The sequence below is a fragment of the Nocardia carnea NBRC 14403 genome, from assembly GCF_000308515.1.
Classification (GTDB): domain Bacteria; phylum Actinomycetota; class Actinomycetes; order Mycobacteriales; family Mycobacteriaceae; genus Nocardia; species Nocardia carnea.
Map to the genome: position 1 here is coordinate 1 of NZ_BAFV01000015.1, position 15482 is coordinate 15482.

The 15482-nt window shown below is 66.9% G+C and carries 17 protein-coding genes and 1 pseudogene; 16 read left to right on the forward strand and 2 right to left on the reverse strand.

Translation table 11 applies throughout. The features are described from left to right. From ON22_RS04065 to ON22_RS04075, 3 genes and pseudogenes are all read left to right on the forward strand, one after another. Positions 1–678, forward strand: a pseudogene (locus ON22_RS04065) (hypothetical protein); the annotation flags it as partial. Between the two features lie 57 nt (positions 679–735). Next, complete coding sequence (locus ON22_RS04070) at positions 736–1014, forward strand: hypothetical protein (protein ID WP_033244622.1); 279 nt, start codon at positions 736–738, stop codon at positions 1012–1014. Between the two features lie 61 nt (positions 1015–1075). Further along, entirely contained in the window at positions 1076–2635 is a 1560-nt protein-coding gene (locus tag ON22_RS04075) for a hypothetical protein (RefSeq protein ID WP_231508569.1), read from the forward strand. Between the two features lie 53 nt (positions 2636–2688). Here ON22_RS04075 and ON22_RS04080 read toward each other — a convergent pair whose 3' ends face one another. Then, the gene (locus ON22_RS04080) at positions 2689–3702 is read right to left on the reverse strand and encodes a hypothetical protein (protein ID WP_033244278.1); all 1014 of its coding nucleotides are present in this window, start codon (positions 3700–3702) and stop codon (positions 2689–2691) included. A 717-nt stretch (positions 3703–4419) separates the two neighbouring features. On the opposite strand from ON22_RS04080, the gene ON22_RS04085 reads away from it, so the two are divergent. The 4 genes from ON22_RS04085 (at position 4420) to ON22_RS04100 (ending at position 9105) form a co-directional block, all read left to right on the forward strand. Further along, on the forward strand, positions 4420–4872 hold the full coding sequence (locus tag ON22_RS04085) for a hypothetical protein (protein WP_033244279.1): 453 nt from the start codon (positions 4420–4422) through the stop codon (positions 4870–4872). Further along, on the forward strand, positions 4869–6140 hold the full coding sequence (locus tag ON22_RS04090; protein ID WP_051157139.1) for a flavin-dependent oxidoreductase: 1272 nt from the start codon (positions 4869–4871) through the stop codon (positions 6138–6140). Before ON22_RS04085 ends, ON22_RS04090 begins: the two co-directional genes overlap by 4 nt. 344 nt (positions 6141–6484) lie before the next feature. After that, entirely contained in the window at positions 6485–8284 is a 1800-nt protein-coding gene (locus ON22_RS34370; RefSeq protein WP_051157140.1) for a hypothetical protein, read from the forward strand. Further along, on the forward strand, positions 8281–9105 hold the full coding sequence (locus ON22_RS04100) for an ESX secretion-associated protein EspG (RefSeq protein ID WP_033244280.1): 825 nt from the start codon (positions 8281–8283) through the stop codon (positions 9103–9105). The genes ON22_RS34370 and ON22_RS04100 overlap by 4 nt, the downstream gene beginning before the upstream one ends. Before the next feature lie 13 nt (positions 9106–9118). Here ON22_RS04100 and ON22_RS04105 read toward each other — a convergent pair whose 3' ends face one another. Further along, the gene (locus ON22_RS04105; protein WP_051157141.1) at positions 9119–9457 is read right to left on the reverse strand and encodes a toxin-antitoxin system YwqK family antitoxin; all 339 of its coding nucleotides are present in this window, start codon (positions 9455–9457) and stop codon (positions 9119–9121) included. Positions 9458–10002: 545 nt separating this feature from the next. On the opposite strand from ON22_RS04105, the gene ON22_RS04110 reads away from it, so the two are divergent. The 9 genes from ON22_RS04110 (at position 10003) to ON22_RS04150 (ending at position 15447) form a co-directional block, all read left to right on the forward strand. After that, the gene (locus ON22_RS04110; RefSeq protein ID WP_051157142.1) at positions 10003–10356 is read left to right on the forward strand and encodes a hypothetical protein; all 354 of its coding nucleotides are present in this window, start codon (positions 10003–10005) and stop codon (positions 10354–10356) included. A 26-nt stretch (positions 10357–10382) separates the two neighbouring features. Further along, complete coding sequence (locus ON22_RS04115) at positions 10383–10682, forward strand: YbaB/EbfC family nucleoid-associated protein (RefSeq protein WP_033244281.1); 300 nt, start codon at positions 10383–10385, stop codon at positions 10680–10682. A 99-nt stretch (positions 10683–10781) separates the two neighbouring features. After that, on the forward strand, positions 10782–11099 hold the full coding sequence (locus ON22_RS04120) for a type VII secretion target (RefSeq protein ID WP_033244282.1): 318 nt from the start codon (positions 10782–10784) through the stop codon (positions 11097–11099). Further along, positions 11096–12514 carry a hypothetical protein gene (locus ON22_RS04125; protein WP_051157143.1) on the forward strand — a complete coding sequence of 473 codons (1419 nt, stop codon included), beginning with the start codon at positions 11096–11098 and terminating at the stop codon, positions 12512–12514. Before ON22_RS04120 ends, ON22_RS04125 begins: the two co-directional genes overlap by 4 nt. Then, positions 12514–12882: a PE family protein gene (locus ON22_RS04130; RefSeq protein ID WP_231508570.1), complete on the forward strand. Its 369-nt coding sequence runs from the start codon at positions 12514–12516 to the stop codon at positions 12880–12882. Before ON22_RS04125 ends, ON22_RS04130 begins: the two co-directional genes overlap by 1 nt. 18 nt (positions 12883–12900) lie before the next feature. After that, positions 12901–13923, forward strand: coding sequence for a PPE domain-containing protein (locus ON22_RS04135; RefSeq protein ID WP_231508605.1), 1023 nt, complete (start codon positions 12901–12903; stop codon positions 13921–13923). Next, positions 13920–14711, forward strand: a complete 792-nt coding sequence (locus tag ON22_RS04140; protein WP_033244284.1) for an ESX secretion-associated protein EspG — start codon at positions 13920–13922, stop codon at positions 14709–14711. The genes ON22_RS04135 and ON22_RS04140 overlap by 4 nt, the downstream gene beginning before the upstream one ends. Before the next feature lie 76 nt (positions 14712–14787). After that, positions 14788–15096, forward strand: coding sequence for a WXG100 family type VII secretion target (locus ON22_RS04145; RefSeq protein WP_051157144.1), 309 nt, complete (start codon positions 14788–14790; stop codon positions 15094–15096). A 51-nt stretch (positions 15097–15147) separates the two neighbouring features. Further along, a complete protein-coding gene (locus ON22_RS04150; protein WP_033244285.1) occupies positions 15148–15447 on the forward strand; it encodes a hypothetical protein in 300 nt (99 codons plus the stop codon). The last annotated feature ends 35 nt before the right edge of the window (positions 15448–15482 follow it).

The window sequence follows — 15482 nt, forward strand, 5'->3', positions numbered from 1 at the left end:
CCGACTGGACCACCGCTGGAGCCGTATCCGGTATCGCCGGATCATTCCCGGCCGGCCGGGCCCCCGGCACAGCCGTATCCGGACAGCAGCGGCAGTTACGGCCCGCCGGGAACGCAGGGTGGTGCCCGGCCCACGGACCAGAACTCGCCGGCGCTGCCGTATCCACCCGGGGTGCCGCCTATGTCCCACGGCGGGATGCCGCAAGCCGGTTCCGGGGACGGTCACCGCAGCCACCGTGGAGCCGCAGCGGCCGGCGGTGCTTCCCGGGCGGACGGCGGCGGTAACGATGCGTTTGTTCCGCTGCTGGTCCGGCCGTTCGCGGGGTTCGGTGTGCCGTCGGAGTTCACTCCGGAGACCGGCGCGTTGCAGGCCGCGCCTACGAATCCGGGCCGGGTCAGCGGTCTCTACGGAGAGATCGGCGGCGTGCCGGTGGTGCTGTATCGGCAGCACGGCCGTCTCGGGTTGCGGATCGGTACCCATACGATCGACCTGGAGCAACCCGTCGTCGCCGAGCTGGAGACCATTGCCTACCGGACCACCCGTTTCGCCTTGATCCAGGGCGGGACCAGGCTCGGTGAACTGACGTATCGTTCGCTGCCGGAGGAACTGGATTTCGGCGCCTACCTGCGTGATGTGCTCGCAGATCCGCAGCGCCACGCCAAGGTGTTCGCCGAGTGAACGGGCGGATTACACACATCGTGCCGGGGGCACGGACGACATCGACGAGGAGTGGATATGCGTATCGATCATCCGACCGAGGACGAGTTGCAGGAGAACTTCGCCGAAATGCTCGAATCTGTGCGTAACGGGGGCGGTTTGCGCACTGAAACCGGGCTCGATATGGAGACCGAGGAGGCGCTGTGGGATATCGCGCGGGCGTATCCCGAGGTCACCGATGAGCTGGTGGCGGCCGCCCGGTCGGCGTTCGCCGGCCAGCTGGACGGTTCCAATGCCCGTAGGCACCGGGAAGAGCTGGCCCGCCGGCTCGAGGAGATGCGCCGCGGCGACAGCTGAGCGTTGAGCCGGGTGTCCGGCCGAACGATCGCGGTACCGGTACGAGGAGGATGTGGCCGAAGTGACGAAACCAGACGAGGCGCACGGCGCGGTGACGGCCGGCCGGTCCGGAGATACCGCCGATATCGATGTGGGCCCCGAGACGGTGGCACCGGAGCCGCCGGCCGCCGACACGGCCACTGAAGACGACCCGGATGTGGGTTTCACGCTGGACTCGGCCGCCCGGGAGCAGGACGTCGCCGAACGTGCGCGTGCGCTGATGCACCGGCTTGCCCGTGAGCTGGGCGCGGTGGCCCCTGAAGGCTGGGAGCGGGTGGACGCGGTGTTCGCGTCGACGGTGGCCGTCGATGCCGGTTTCGCCGTGTTCTCCGACGCGGAACAGCGCGTGGTCCGCTGGACGCCGACACCGCAGGTGCTGGCCCTGGTTCGTGAGCATCGGCAATTGTCCGCGCAACTGGGTGACGGGCCGTGGTGGCGGTTGTTGCTCGCGTTGACCGCTTCCGGGCAGATCGAGGTCGATTACGACTACGGGGATCAGCCGTTCCCCGACGATCAGCTGTTCGCTCCGGAGATCTACCGCGCCGATCTGGAAGCGTTTCCCCGCAAATCCTTGCCGGTATGGCTGGCCGCCTACCTGTTCCACGGCGATCGTCAGCAGCGGCCGCCGTCGGTGGCGGCGGTGCAGGCCGCCGCGGAAGGTCCGGCCGGTGTCACCGGCGATCCGGTCGCGGGCTTACCGCCGTTCCCGGTGATGGCGGCGCGCTGGGCGGCGCTGTGCGCGGCGTTCGTCGCGGTCCGGTCGGAGTGGGGTCCTCGCCTCACTCCCGGCGCGCGCTGGTTCGAGGGGGCGAGCCGAAGCGGGAGCACGCTGCATTCGCTGCCGGGTGGCCGGGCCGTGCTGTCGGGCGGGGTGTGGAACGCTCCGGAACTGGACGCGGCCTACAACGGGGAGGCGCCGCTGCCGGCGGTGTTCCGTGGCGCGCCGGAATGGGTGGCGGGTTCGGTACTCAACGAGCGATGCGGTACGGGACTGCTCACGTTCTGCTACTGGTGGGACGGCGGCCGCTGGTACCGGGGAGAATCCCCGGACCCCGAGGCCGTCGCCGCCGCGATGCCGGGTATCTGGGACTCGGAGACGGTCGTTCGGATCGTGACCGGCCTGATCCTCGACACCGATCCGTCCGAGGAGCGGAAGGCAGCGATCGAAACCCTGGTAGCCGCAGCCGAATCCGGCATTCTGACGCGTGCCGCCTTGACCGATGTCTTCCCCGAAGCGGACGGGTTCGATATCGACAGCGCCTTCCACCAGCTGGTTCTCGGCGGGGTCACCGCCCCGGAACCGCTGCCGGAACAGCAGGCGATCGACCGGGTCGGCAGCTATCTCTCCGGCAACGGCGCGGATCTGTCCGGATATCCGGTCGCGGACCTGCGCGCGGACCGGGTGGACGGAGGCTGGATGGTGTTCGCGCCGGTCACACCGGGCGAGATCGCGATCGGCCGGGCGATCTTCTATGTCGCCGACGACGGTGTCCTGGAGCGCTCGTCTTCCTCGGTGGCGCCGTCGCAGTACCTACCCGAGTTCCGCCGCCGCTTCGGTAAGCGCAACCGCTCGCTGATGTAGCTGTGGACTTCGAGGCCGCGCCGGCGCACCGGGAGGTGCGCCGGCGGAGGCCGTCAGTTCGCGGGATGGCGGACGAACCCCTCGAGGGTGGTCAGCGTCTCCGCACGGTTGTCCCGATGGCGTAGACAATATTTCGTCGGATACCAGCCGGGCTGTTGCCATGCCTGCGGCTGTTTGATATCGACGCAGCTGTCTTCCCGGCCGCCATTGCGCAGGGCCTCATACTGCGAGAGCGCCACCATCGGTTCGAGGAAGGTGATTTCGCCGTCCCAGCTTCCGTAGATGAAGGTGCTGGTGAAATCGCCACCGCTCAGTTCCGGGGTGGTCGAGTCGATCAGGTGCTGGCCCATTCCCGGTTCGACCGCGTCGAGGTCGACGTAGTCCGGGTGACGATACTTCGGCTCGGGCAGGATCTTGCCGAGCCGGTAGTCGTCACAGTGCGTGAGCTGTGGGCACGGTCCCGGCCTGATGGCCAGCCGCTCCGCGTTGTCGTTCAGGTAGAAGTGGACATCGAAATGCGCGGTATCCCAGACGCCGGGCGGGACGTGCCCGTGCGGGTTCCAGTTCGCGAGTACGTAGGTGAACGGAATATCCGAACGCGCCGTGAAGGCGTCGCCCAGGGGTAACACGGTCTCGTGTCCGCCTGCGCATTCGCCGTGATCGGCCACTGCGCCGTCCTCGTTCTTGTCGTGACACCACAGGCGTCCGGACGGTGGTTCGTACGGCAGGGCGTCGTAGACGGTGTCATCGGCGGCCAGCCCGATGGCGAGCGGTTCACCTGATTCTCCCGTTTGTGAGAAGGCGGTCATCCGCCCGCCGCCCAGCGGCAGGCTCGCACCGTATTCGGCACAGGGGCCGAGGTAGGAGCGGGATCCGCTGAGCAGATCGGCGACCGCGGATTCGGCGATCCGCCGGTTGGTTTCCCGGGCCGGGTCGCCCTCGCCCACCTCGCAGACCGCCACGAGGTTCGTGGTGCCGGTATCGGCCGGCGCCGTGGAGTCCCGCCACAGCGGAAGTAGGATCAGTGCCGCGACCACAACGACCACTATCAATAGTGCGGTCAGCATCGCCGGCCTTCGTTTGAACAGTTGCGACTCGGTAAGTCCAGCAACGAATTTTGGCATATGTAAACCCACTTTCCCAGCAGCGGTGCGCTCTCGACGGCTGGAGTCGATCTTGTTTCTGACGGGTGTCGGACCACGCGCCGGAAACGAAATTGCCGTCCAATAGCCGAAGGTGATTACCGCCTTGACGATGCGCAGAAACAATACGACGGTGACGGCTCGGATGTGGTGGTCTTGCCGAATAGGGGGCGCCCCCTATCGCAGGCCGGTGCAGTTCTGGGAAATGCCGGGATTACGGCCGGTAGCGGGCCCGTGACGGGTTGTGGAGGGTGTTCGCCACGAGGTGTCCCGAGCCCGGGATGAATTTCTGGCGTCGCTGTCGTTACAGCGAATGACGTTGGGGCGTACTCGATCCTCGGCGGAAGTGACGCTGCATGCTAGCGAAGCGGGCCCATTGACGACGGTGATCCCGTGAATTCGCATGACAAGCCCGGATATCTATCATTAGCTGATAGATTGCGGGTATTGTGGCCGACAGAAGGCGAGTCGGGTGCCGGGTGGTGAATTCCCCGGAAAACTTCGCGGCGAGGTATTCCCGCCCGCTGGAATAGTCTGTGCCGGCAATTATATTCGGCAGTTATGGCGGCGGAACCCTCGACAGTTACAGAGGCATCGGACTTACCGGCAATAACCCGGGTACTGCTCAGATCCGATGGTTCGATGACAACCTTGCTCGAAGCTTTGGTCGGAGCCCCACTTCGACTCGAACTACTCGAACAATCCACCACAACCGCGGCCGAACTGGCCGACCACATCCGCTGCGCGCTCGGTGTGGTCGGAGCGGATCCGGTGATCATTCGCCGATCCGTGCTGACGATCGGGAAAAGTACGGTGGTGTCCCAGAATTCCGTGGTGATCGTGGCCCGGCACGAGTCGGCCGGCGTGCTCACCGATCGCCACCGGCCGATCGGATACAGCATGACCGCGACGGGGCACCACCTGGTGCGTATCGTCCTCGGATCGGGTATCGCCACCTGGTCCCGCGCCGGCGCCACCGCCGGAGATCGGTGTGTGTACAAGGAGAGTCTGTTGCGGGATCGCGCGGACATTCCGGTGGCGCACCTGAACGAGCGCATCAGCCCTGAATTCGCACCGCTGACGGGGGCGCTGTGAAGGTATTGGTGGCCGGGGCCGGAATCGGCGGCCTGACAGCGGCCTTGCGACTGCACGCCGAAGGTATCGACACGCTGGTCATCGACAGCGTCACCGAGTTGCTGCCGCTGGGGGTGGGAATCAACCTTTTGCCCCACGCCACCGCCGAACTCTGCGAACTCGGCCTGGGCGACGCCTTGGCCGACCTCGCGATCCCCACTGCGGAACTCGTCCATCTGGATCGGTTCGGCAACGAGATCTGGCGTGAGCCCCGGGGCCTCGCCGCCGGATTCGACCATCCGCAGTACTCGGTGCATCGCGGTGAATTGCAGTCTCTGCTCGCGGCCACGGTCCGTGCTCGCCTCGGCTCCGAGGCGATTCGCACGGGTATGCGGTTCGTCTCTGCTCGCCAGTATCCGGACCGTGTGTGCAGCACCGTGCACGACCGAGCCCTGGACCGTGCCGTCGAGATCACAACAGACGTGGTTATCGGTGCGGACGGATTGCATTCTGCCGTACGGGCCGGCCTGTATCCGGACGAAGGCGCGCCGCACTGGAACGGTATCCGCATGTGGCGTGGTATCACGATGTCCCAGCCGTTCCTGACCGGCGCTTCCATGGTGATGGCCGGGAGTAATCACACCGCGAAACTGGTGGCATACCCGATTTCTGCGGCGGCCCGGGGGGAGGGGCGGGCCCTGATCAACTGGGTGGCCGAGGTCCGGATGCCGAACCATACAGAGCAGGCGGCGAACTGGCACCGAATCGGCCGGCTCGACGATGTGTTACCCCATTATCGCGGTTGGCGTTTCGACGGGATCGATGTCGAAGCGCTGCTCGCCGGTAGCGAGCGCATTCTCGAGTATCCGATGGTCGACCGAGACCCGGTGGGGCGCTGGGTCTTCGACCGAATCGCTTTGCTGGGAGATGCCGCACACCCGATGTATCCGATCGGTTCCAACGGCGGTTCCCAGGCGATTCTCGATGCCGGTGTACTGGCCGCCGAGTTGGCCCGTGCAGATGACCCTCGGGACGGTCTGACGGCCTATGAGGCGGCCCGTCTCGAGACCGCCAACGCTGTCGTACTGGCGAATCGTGATATCCCGGCCGATCGGGTACTGCGGTTGGTCGAGGAGCGCGCTCCGCAGGGTTTCGACCGGATAGCGGACGTGCTCACCGAGGACGAGCTTCGAATGATTGCCGGGGGATACCGGCAAACCAGCGCTGCCCGCGTTTCTGCCGCGCCCGATCGCCCCGGGCGATTCGACCCCGTGACCGCGCCCCGGTGAATCGCCGGCCGGCCCGGCGAGTGTCGGAGGGTCGGCTTCGAAAAGCCGCGAATCCGGGCGGCGCCGAGTGGTACCGATGCGTGTTCGGGCATTGGTACCTTCCGTATCGGAAGGGTTTGGTGCCTGTTCAGCCGGTGGTGGGACGGCGGTAAGTCCGGGCTGCGATCCTCGGTCGTGACTCGTGCTGTCGGTGGGGAGGAGGGTCGTGAGCGTGCGTCACCATTCGTCGCGTTGTTCCCCGATCCCCGCAAGCACTGTGGCAACCGTGAACCCGATCGGCCGTGTTCTCCCGGTCCCGGCGACAGACGGCACGCGCATCTTCGATTCGGTGGGAGTGTGAGTTCATGGCCGGCGACGATCCGTGGGGTGCTTTCCGGGACCGGGCGGCAAGTGGCGGGGTGGCGTTCGAATACGGCGTGGCCAAGGATGCGGCGACGTTCTGCGCCGATTTGATGAGCGTTTTCGACGTCGTCGAGGAAGTGGCGCCACTTCTCGTGCCCTTGCCGAAGATCGGCCTGGAGTCGTTCGCGGGTCCGGAGCGGCTGCGCGCCAAACTCGACGAGGTCGCCACGGAGTTCGAGAACGACATCCTGCCGAAACATCGGCAGCATGTCCGAGACCTGGGTGAGGCGTTCGTGCTGGCCGGCAACCTCTACCGCGACACCGATCAGGATGCCGCCGGCCGGTTTCAGAGCATGGTCGACAGCAGTGGGCTGGGCGAGCAGGTCGAACACGCCTTTGCGCACTACGACGACACCGACGGATGGGTCGACGAAACCTATAAGTACCGTCCGGATCTCGGCCGTTACGGCGACGAGAACAACAAGTACACCCTGCCCGCCGGTCTGACCGGTCTCGAAGGCGTCCAGGCCTTCGGCGCCGAGGCACCGCCGGCCGGGGGCCTGAACTTCAATCAGTTCTGGATGCTCGGTGACATTCTCACCCTCAACGGGTGGTCGGTCGAGGACAAGGCGACCTACTGGTACCGGATCAGAGATCAGCTGGATCGCGGATTCAACCATTTCGACCAGGGCATGTTGTCCCTGTTGGAATCCGACCGGTGGAAAGGTCAGGGCTCGGACGGTGCCGCCACGGCCGTCCGGGCCTATTTGGGCAGCGGCGAGAAGCTGATCTCGGCGACCGGCACGCTCGCCCTGAACCTGGTGAACATGTCGGCGTGGCTCGTTCACACGTCGTACGGCATGCCGGACAAGTCCGTGTACTACACAGAACTGGAAAGTGGCCAAGGGGCGGTCAATGTACAGGAGGAGCTGGCGGCCCAGGTTTACGCGAACTTCTACGAACCCGGAGTGAAGCTGGCTTCGTCGGTGATCCCGACCCTCCCCGTCCCCAACGGACAACCCGATCTGCCGAACGACAACGGCGGCAACAACAACGGCGGTAACAACAACGGCGGGGGAAACAACGGCGGCGGCAATAACGGCGCGGGCGGAGGGCAGCCGCCGGGGCAGAGCGCGCAACAGCAGCAACAGCAGGCGGTCGGTGAGATCGCGCAACAGCGCGCGGAATTGCTCGCCGCTCAGAAGGAACTCGAACAGCAGGCTCAGCAACAGCAGCAGGCACTTCAACAACAGCAGCAAGCATTGCAGCAGCAGGCGGGCGCTCAGCCGATGCTGCAGGCAGCGCAGCAGGGCCTACAGCAGCTCGGTCAGTTGGGGCAGCAGCTGTCCACCGCGGCCCAGCAAGCGTTGCAGCAGGCCGGTATCACCGGGCTGCCGGGAATGCCCGCACTGCAGGATGCGGTGAAGAACTATCAGTCCGCCCTGCAGAAGGCGGGCAAACTGCCCGCCGGTCTGGGGGGCGCAGGCGGTGGCCCGGGCGGCAGCAGCCCGGCGGGGACGAAGACACCACCGGTGCCGAATATGGAGAAAGCGTCCAAGCTCTTCCCACGGGCGACCGTCGCAACGGGAGTCGCTGCCGGGCAGGCCACCGGCGTGGTCGCCGCGTCGCAGCCGGGTGCGCCGATGGGCGGGATGCCGATGGGCGGTGGCGGCGCCGGCGGTGGCGCTCAGGGCGGACAGCAGAAGGACCACAAACGCGCCGACTACCTCGATTCCACCGAATGGCTCGAAGAAGGTATCGGAGATCCGTCGATCGTGGCCAAACCCGTGGTCGACCAGTGACGGCCACCGGGACCGGGCGGCGCTGGGCGTTCAGCGATATCGAGTTCTACACGTTGTGGGCGGATGCCACCGGTGCGCTGCGCCTGCCCTTCCCGTTCCACTTCACCGCGCGCAGCCCGGATCCGGAGGATTTCCGGTCCGATCAGCGACAAGCGCGGGCGGCGCTCGCCGAGCGCTCGGACCCCGCTTTCGAACAGGTGCTGGATGCGCTCACCACCCCGGATATCCGGGTGGAGGTGCGCGGCAGCGACAGGCGTAAGGCCGATCCGGACACCTTGCCGACGAGCGTTGTGCGGATGCTGGGTGTGCGCCGGGAATCGGCGGGATATATCGTTTCCGCCCTTCCGGGGGAAACGTATCTGCACAGTGGCGGATTCACTGTCACGGAGTGCACCGCGGTGCAGCTCGCGGGTGAAGTGGTGGCGAAGCTACCGGACATGGCCGCAGGTTCCCGCAAGGATATGGTCCTGCCGCGTCGCGCCCGGACCGCCGCCGAACCGGCGGCACAACCCCGCCGCAGCCCCACTGTGCACGATTCCTTCCAGGCCACAGAATCCGAACGTGGTACTGCTTTTCTGGCGGAGCCGGCCTCGTGTACAGGGCTGGTCCGGGTCGTGCAGGGCTCGTCGATCTACGGACCGCGCGGAATAACCCGATTCGAGTTCGAATGGCGGGATCTGGTCGGCGACGGCCGGTACCTGGTCCGGGATTCGGACCCGCCGGTCGCGGTTGCCGCCGGTTCGAAGGATTTCACCGCGACCATCAATGCGAAGATCGCGCAGATCGTCCGGGTGATCAAGGATGAGCGGCAGGGGAGATGACGGCCCGATCGGTTCAGGCCCGTTGCCCGTTGCGCCCCCAGGCGCGGACCGCGGCCGATCCGCCCTGGTCATCGAAGAGAACGGCTGTCGCCGGCCGCCCGTCCGGATGCCAGCGTCGGAGCATCCCGTGTGGTCTGCCGCGGTAGTTCTCACCCTCGGATTTCAGTCGGCCGTCGGGCCACCATTCCCGGATACTGCCGTGCGGGAGACCGTCGACATAGAACTCCTGGGACAGCAGCTGTCCCGGTACGAGTTCCTCGACGACCTCACCGGTGAACGGTTCGCCGTCGTACTCGAGTCGTAGATCGTCGCCGATGAAGGTGGCGTCGGAGTTCAGGTCGATACGCCTCATCGCGGATCTTCCGTCCGTTCGTACACGCGGATCAGATTATCGGTCCCCGTGCACGAAACCGGTGATCCCGGTCGGCGCGGCGGATGGGCGGGTGTGCCCGGCAGCGCGTCGACCTGGGGGTTCGAGCTGCGTAACGGAAAGGCCTTCCGGCATAGCCGGATCGGCAGGCACACTGTTGACGGACGCGGCGCAAACGGGGAATAACCGGTCGAGGCATATGGGGGCGCATCACTGTGGGGACGGCCCCGTCGCATGGCCGGTCGGCCGGCACCGCGCCGGTCGATTTGCTATTCGGTTGTGGGTCCGGGGGTGGGAGTCCCGGGATTGGACGGCGTCAGCGTATATCCGAGTCATGTGGTGTGCCGCCGCGTATCTTCCCAGCCTTGGCAATCGGCGATCGGTGCCCGGCGTTCGCGCAGCATGCACCGGTTTCCACCGGGCGCCACGCCATTCGATAACCCCCAGTTCACCTGCTCGATCCATACTCGGGCGGAGGTCGATTCCCGCGTCGCCGCCGGCGGCGCCCTAGTGCAGGCAGGAGGACGATGAGCACAGGAATTGCGGGGGACGCCGAGTTCCCCATCGAGTTCACCGCCCATTCGATCACCGGTTCCATCCGGATCCGGACCACCGAAACGGGCTTGCCCGTCGCGGTATCCGTCGAACCCGGCGAGCTCCGCCGCGACCCCGATGCGCTGGCCGGTGAGATTCTGCGGCTGTGCAAGCAATCGGCGGCCCGGGCCGGTCTGGAACGCCGTAAACAGCTGCAGGAAGCGGGTTTCACCAGCGAAATGCTCAAGCTGGCGGGTCTGCCCACGGAGGAACAGGTCGCGCGCCGGGAGCTGGTGCAGGAGCAGGAGTACGACACCGAACCGGAGAGCTGGCTCCGTTCCGTCTAGGCCGGAGTGGATTTCGAGGAACTGTCATGGTCGAAACGATGGACGAACTCATCGCCAGGGTGCAGCAGCAGGTCTATCGGCTGACCGATCTGCAGGAGGCGATGGGCCGGATCGTGGTCAGCGCGACGTCACCGGACGGTTCGGTGACGGTGGAAGTGGACGGAAACGCCGCCCCCGTAGGGCTGGACTTCACCGGCGGGATCAACAAACTGAGCCCCGCAGAATTCGAGAAAACGCTGGTCGAGACCGCGCGGGCGGCCGCCGCGCGGGCGATCGCCGAGAAGGCAGAACTGATCGACACCTTCAATTCGGAAAGCACGAGGTAGTCACCGACTGTTAACCGGTCGGCGGTCCCGGCCGGAGGTGCCCTCTGGGTACCGTTGACAACGAAACATTGTGGGATGTTTCGGGATTGGACACATGACATGAACAACGTTCACGTTGTACCCGATGCGGTGCGCTTGTACGGCAGCGAATCCGCGGCCATGGCGGCCGGAATCGCCACGACCGCCGCCGTCGATCAGGCGGCGACGGTCGGCTTCGCGGTACCGGCATTCGGGCTCATCGGCCAGGAATTCCTCGCTGCCTTCGCCTACGCGCAGGCAAACCATCTGTCCTCGGTCGCCGAACTCGCCGCGGTGCACGCCGGTACCGCGCTCACCGCACATCAGGCCGCCGCGAACTACGAGCTCACCGACGCCGGTAACGCGGCGGATATCGGCGCGGTGAATCCGGGATCATGAGCACTCCAGGAGCGGCTCCGCTCCCGGGTGGCCCGCCGCCGTCCGGGGCGGATCCGCTGGATCCGACCGTTCTGGAGCTGCTGCGAGGCAGCGCGCTGGCGCCCATGCTCGATATGCCGGTGAACGACATCCTCAACAGCATGGGCCTGCCGAATCTGCCGGAGCTACCGGCGTTCGGTCATCTGCCGGGGTTGCCGGAGCTGCCGCCGCTACCCATGCTCGATCTGAGTGCCCTCATGCGACCGCTCACCGATCTGGCCTCGGCGTTCGGCTCCGGACAATTGGGTGCACCGCCCCCTGTACCGGCGCCGCAGGAGTCTGCCACGGGTGATCCGGCGGCTGCCCCGGCGCCGCCGCCGGGTGTGGACCCGACACAACTGCTGGCGCAGGTGTCGACGGTGATGCAGACCGTGATGCAGGTGGGCACGTCCGCGCTACAGGCAGCAATGAGCCTGTGGCAGGGGATGGGGGCCACGGAGGCCGCGGAGAAGGCCGGTCAGGCACAGACCGATGCCGCGAAACTCGAGGCACAGAGCACCGGGGAGAAACTGCATCTCGCCAAGGGGGCGACCAGTGTCGCCATCGGCCGTGGGGAAATGGCCGTGGTGATCGGTGCGTTCTCCGCGAAACTGGCGCTCGCCCCGCTCTACGCGACATCCGGAGCCGGTGCGGCCTACCTGGTGGCCTCGGCAGTCGAGGCGGCCACCGAAGCGCTCGTCATCACCGTCAAAACCAAATCCGAGCTCGGTGTCGAAGGTGCCGCACTGACGCAGACCGGCGAGAAGGTGAAGATCACCAACGCGCCGACCGGAGTCGATCCGAGCCAGCAGATGAACCAGCTCATGCAGATGATCGGTATGGTCACACCGCTGATCAGCTCCGCGAGCCAGGCCGCACAGGCGCTGGGCGAACTCGCGCCCGCGAATACTGCACTGTCCGCGCCGAAACCGCTGGGTGGTGAGCCCGGCGCACCGGATGCCGACAAGCCCGGTACTTCGGGTGCGCCGGGAGCCGCGGGTGGTCTCGGTGCCGGTGGTGCGCTGGGAGGCGCACCCGCGCCACTCGGTGCTTTCCCCGGATCCAAGGTGGCCGCCCCCGGCCCACTCGGCCCCGTCGGAACGCTCGGTGCGACGTCACCGGGGTCGGTCGCAGGCATGTCGTCCGCGGCAACTCCTGCGGGAACGAGTTCGGCCGGCGGCAGCAGCCCGGGCTACATGCCGATGGGTGGCGCCGGTATGGGGGCCGCGGGGATGGCGCGCGACGGCGAATCGGTCACCGACGGCTCGGCGCGCGGTGCGGTCTCGGCCGAACACGGTGACGAAGTGGTCGGGCCGATCGAAGGGATCGCGGTGCCGGTGGTCGGTGCCGCGGAATCGACCTCGGAACCCCCGCCGGACAAGGAACTCACGCTCTGATGCGTGCCGGCAATCAGGACACACAGGAGGGTCTCATGGAGAACGAGATGGGCGAGGTGTACGACGGCGTCCGGTTCGACCCGGCCGCGGCCGGGAAGGCGTCGTCGGGCCTGGATGCGCTGGCCGATCGGCTCGCCGACGATCTGGCGGCCGTCCAGGACACGCTGACCGTGGTTCCCGCAGGTTCGGACGAGGTTTCGGGCCGTGCGTCGCAGACCCACAACGATGTCGCGGTGTCCTATCTGACCAGTGCCCAGGCGAGCGTGCAGGAAATGCGCAAACTGGCGGCCACGCTGCGGCTCAGTACCACTCGGTTCGACGGTATGGAAACCGATAACGCCGCGAATCTCGGCGGGTCCAAGGCCTGACAGGCTCCCGCAGTGCCGATGAGCGAAGGGTATTTCCCAGCGATGATCGAACCACCACGACCCGGCTTCACCGGTGTGGTGTGGCCCGCGCGGCCGGCCGACCGGCTGGCCCGCGAGCTCACCACGGGTCCGGGCTCGGTGCCGATGGCCGAGGCCGTGCAGGCCTGGACACGTTTGGCCGCGTCCTTCGGTGCGGCGGTGGTGGAATACGAGAAAGCCATCGTCGAGATGCGCGGCGCATGGGGGTCCGGCCGCAGTGACGCAGTACTGCAGCGTATTTCGACACTGCGGGATTGGCTGGTGGAAGCGGCGGGCGCCGCCGCGGCCAATGCGGCGCGATTCCAGGCGCAGGTCGCGGCCTACGAAGTGGCGCGGCTGACCATGCCGCATACCGCCGATATCGAACAGATTCAGCAGGTCCAGCGCATGCTGGAATCGGTCGGCGGGCTGGTCGGGGCACCGATCAAAGCTGTGGCCGCCGAGACGGACAAGGATTCCGACATGGCGAAGGCTGTCGCGTCCCGGGTCATGGAGAACTACGAGAAGGCCACCGAACCCCTCGCACTGCCGTGGCAGCAGACCGCACCGCCGGTAGTGGCACCGGAGACCGCGCTGGCCGCCGAGCATGCCGCCGCCGCGGCGACTTCCGCGCCCGCACCGGCGCCGGGCGTCCGGGGTGGTATGCCGCTGGGGGCGCTGGGCATCGGATCCGTCCCGATTCCGGTCGCCGTACCGCGGGTACCCACGGCCTACAGCGCTCCGCTGTACGCGCAATCGGCGACCACGCCGGAAACGGCTCCGCAAACGACCCCGGTCACCAGTTCCGCAGCGTCGTCCCAGGCGGCACCGCTGGCACCCGGTGCGACCGCCGGCGCCGGCGGTACGGCCCAGGACACATCCCGCTTCCCGCGCGCCGGACTCCCCGGTGACGAGAGCGATCACCTCGGTGCGGAGAACGAGTTGCGGGCCGCGCCCGCCGTACTCGGCGGAATCGACCCGGCGGCTCCGGCGCCGGGTACCCGGGCGGGAGGTACGTCGTGACGGCCCTGACCAACGATGCGCTGCTCGCGGTCGCCGAACGCCTGGGTGTGCAGACCTTGCCCCTGGTACTCGCCGCCGGACCGCAGCAGGATTCCTACGAGCAGTGGCAGGCGGCCCGCGCGCGTGCCGTCGCCGAGCTCACCACGGCGGGTGTCTTCGATGCCGAAGGCGATGTCGATCCAGATACCGGCCAGGCCTTGTTCGTGCTGGCGCAACCGGATCGCGAGCTGGTGGCCCGTGGCTTCGCCGAAGACCGCATACTGCGACTGTGCCTGGCCCGTCGCGGCGAACTGCATGCCCTTGCGGTACGCGAGGGGGACAGTTTCGAGGTAGCGACGATCTGGTGCGACGGTTCTGCGGAGGCGCTGGCGCGCCCGCTGATCACCGCGCTGGGCCCGGCCGAGGCGGCCGAGGTCGCGGGGTTCAGTGCACCGGCCGACGAACTCGCCGGTCGGCTCGATATTGCCGAAAACACCGGCGATTTCGCCGATGCCATCTACGCCCTCGGGGTGGAGGATCGCGATGCCACGGTGCTGGCCGCGGCGTTCGCCTCCTGCCGGGGCTTCACCGAAATCGTGGCCTACAGCCATGAGGACGGACTCAGCATGCGCGTACCGGGCGCCGTCGCGGTCTACGACACCGATCGCGGCCGGCTGGCGGTTGCGCCCACAGTCTCGCCGGATCGACAGATCTGGTCGACGGTCACAACGGGTAGTGATCATCGGGTGACGCAGGCAATCGCCACGTTGCTCGAGGGCCTGCCCGGGGGGAGGTGGCTGACACCGTAATTCCCCAGGTGACAACCCACCGGCACGAGATCCTGCGATCTCTGCGGACGTACGAACTCACGAAAGGAACACCGTAATGTCAACTCAGGGTGTTGATCTCGACCTCGAGCTGGTCAAGAAGGCGACCGGCGAAATGTACCAGGCGATCGAAAATCTGCGGCTGTCGGTGAAGGCCGTCGATTCGGCCGGCGACGCGGCCCGTGCGGGCTGGAAGGGTGACGCGAACGCCTCGTTCGTCACCACCTCGCAGGCATGGAGCGACGAGTCCGACCGTCTGAACCAGAAGCTGGACGAGCTGACCAAGGCCACCGAGGATGCCACCCAGACCATCCTGGGCATGGACGAGGATGCCTTCATCCCCGGCGGCGGCTACACCAGCCTCTGATCCCGCAGCGCGGCACTTCACTTATCTGCTCGACTGAGAAGGAATGGGAACATGAGCGATATCTTGTACGACCGCCCCACTATGGAGGCGCTGTTCGACTCGCTGAATACCGAGGGCAGCAAGATCCAGGGTGAGATCGAGGCCCTGGCCACCGCCAAGAACAACTTCCTGCAGGCCATGGCCAGCCAGGGTGCCCAGGAGGGCTTCACCGCCGCGCACGCGTCGGTGAACACCGAACTCGAGGACACCCTGCACAAGCTGGACCAGCTCGCCATCGCGGTCGAGAACGCGCTGCAGCGCGCCCTCCAGACCGATAAGAAGATCGGCGACGGTTTCGCCGCCTTCGGCTGACCGGAACCACTGTTTCGGTGTACTGACGGCAACGG

Bases quoted from the DNA above. Each gene is read 5' to 3' on its own strand.
- ON22_RS04105 (WP_051157141.1), bottom strand. From the start codon at position 9,457: ATGAGGCGTATCGACCTGAACTCCGACGCCACCTTCATCGGCGACGAT.
- ON22_RS04110 (WP_051157142.1), top strand. From the start codon at position 10,003: ATGAGCACAGGAATTGCGGGGGACGCCGAGTTCCCCATCGAGTTCACC.
- ON22_RS04130 (WP_231508570.1), top strand. From the start codon at position 12,514: ATGCGTGCCGGCAATCAGGACACACAGGAGGGTCTCATGGAGAACGAG.
- ON22_RS04135 (WP_231508605.1), top strand. From the start codon at position 12,901: ATGAGCGAAGGGTATTTCCCAGCGATGATCGAACCACCACGACCCGGC.
- ON22_RS34370 (WP_051157140.1), top strand. From the start codon at position 6,485: ATGGCCGGCGACGATCCGTGGGGTGCTTTCCGGGACCGGGCGGCAAGT.
- ON22_RS04115 (WP_033244281.1), top strand. From the start codon at position 10,383: ATGGTCGAAACGATGGACGAACTCATCGCCAGGGTGCAGCAGCAGGTC.
- ON22_RS04120 (WP_033244282.1), top strand. From the start codon at position 10,782: ATGAACAACGTTCACGTTGTACCCGATGCGGTGCGCTTGTACGGCAGC.
- ON22_RS04070 (WP_033244622.1), top strand. From the start codon at position 736: ATGCGTATCGATCATCCGACCGAGGACGAGTTGCAGGAGAACTTCGCC.
- ON22_RS04125 (WP_051157143.1), top strand. From the start codon at position 11,096: ATGAGCACTCCAGGAGCGGCTCCGCTCCCGGGTGGCCCGCCGCCGTCC.
- ON22_RS04150 (WP_033244285.1), top strand. From the start codon at position 15,148: ATGAGCGATATCTTGTACGACCGCCCCACTATGGAGGCGCTGTTCGAC.
- ON22_RS04085 (WP_033244279.1), top strand. From the start codon at position 4,420: ATGACAACCTTGCTCGAAGCTTTGGTCGGAGCCCCACTTCGACTCGAA.
- ON22_RS04080 (WP_033244278.1), bottom strand. From the start codon at position 3,702: ATGCTGACCGCACTATTGATAGTGGTCGTTGTGGTCGCGGCACTGATC.
- ON22_RS04145 (WP_051157144.1), top strand. From the start codon at position 14,788: ATGTCAACTCAGGGTGTTGATCTCGACCTCGAGCTGGTCAAGAAGGCG.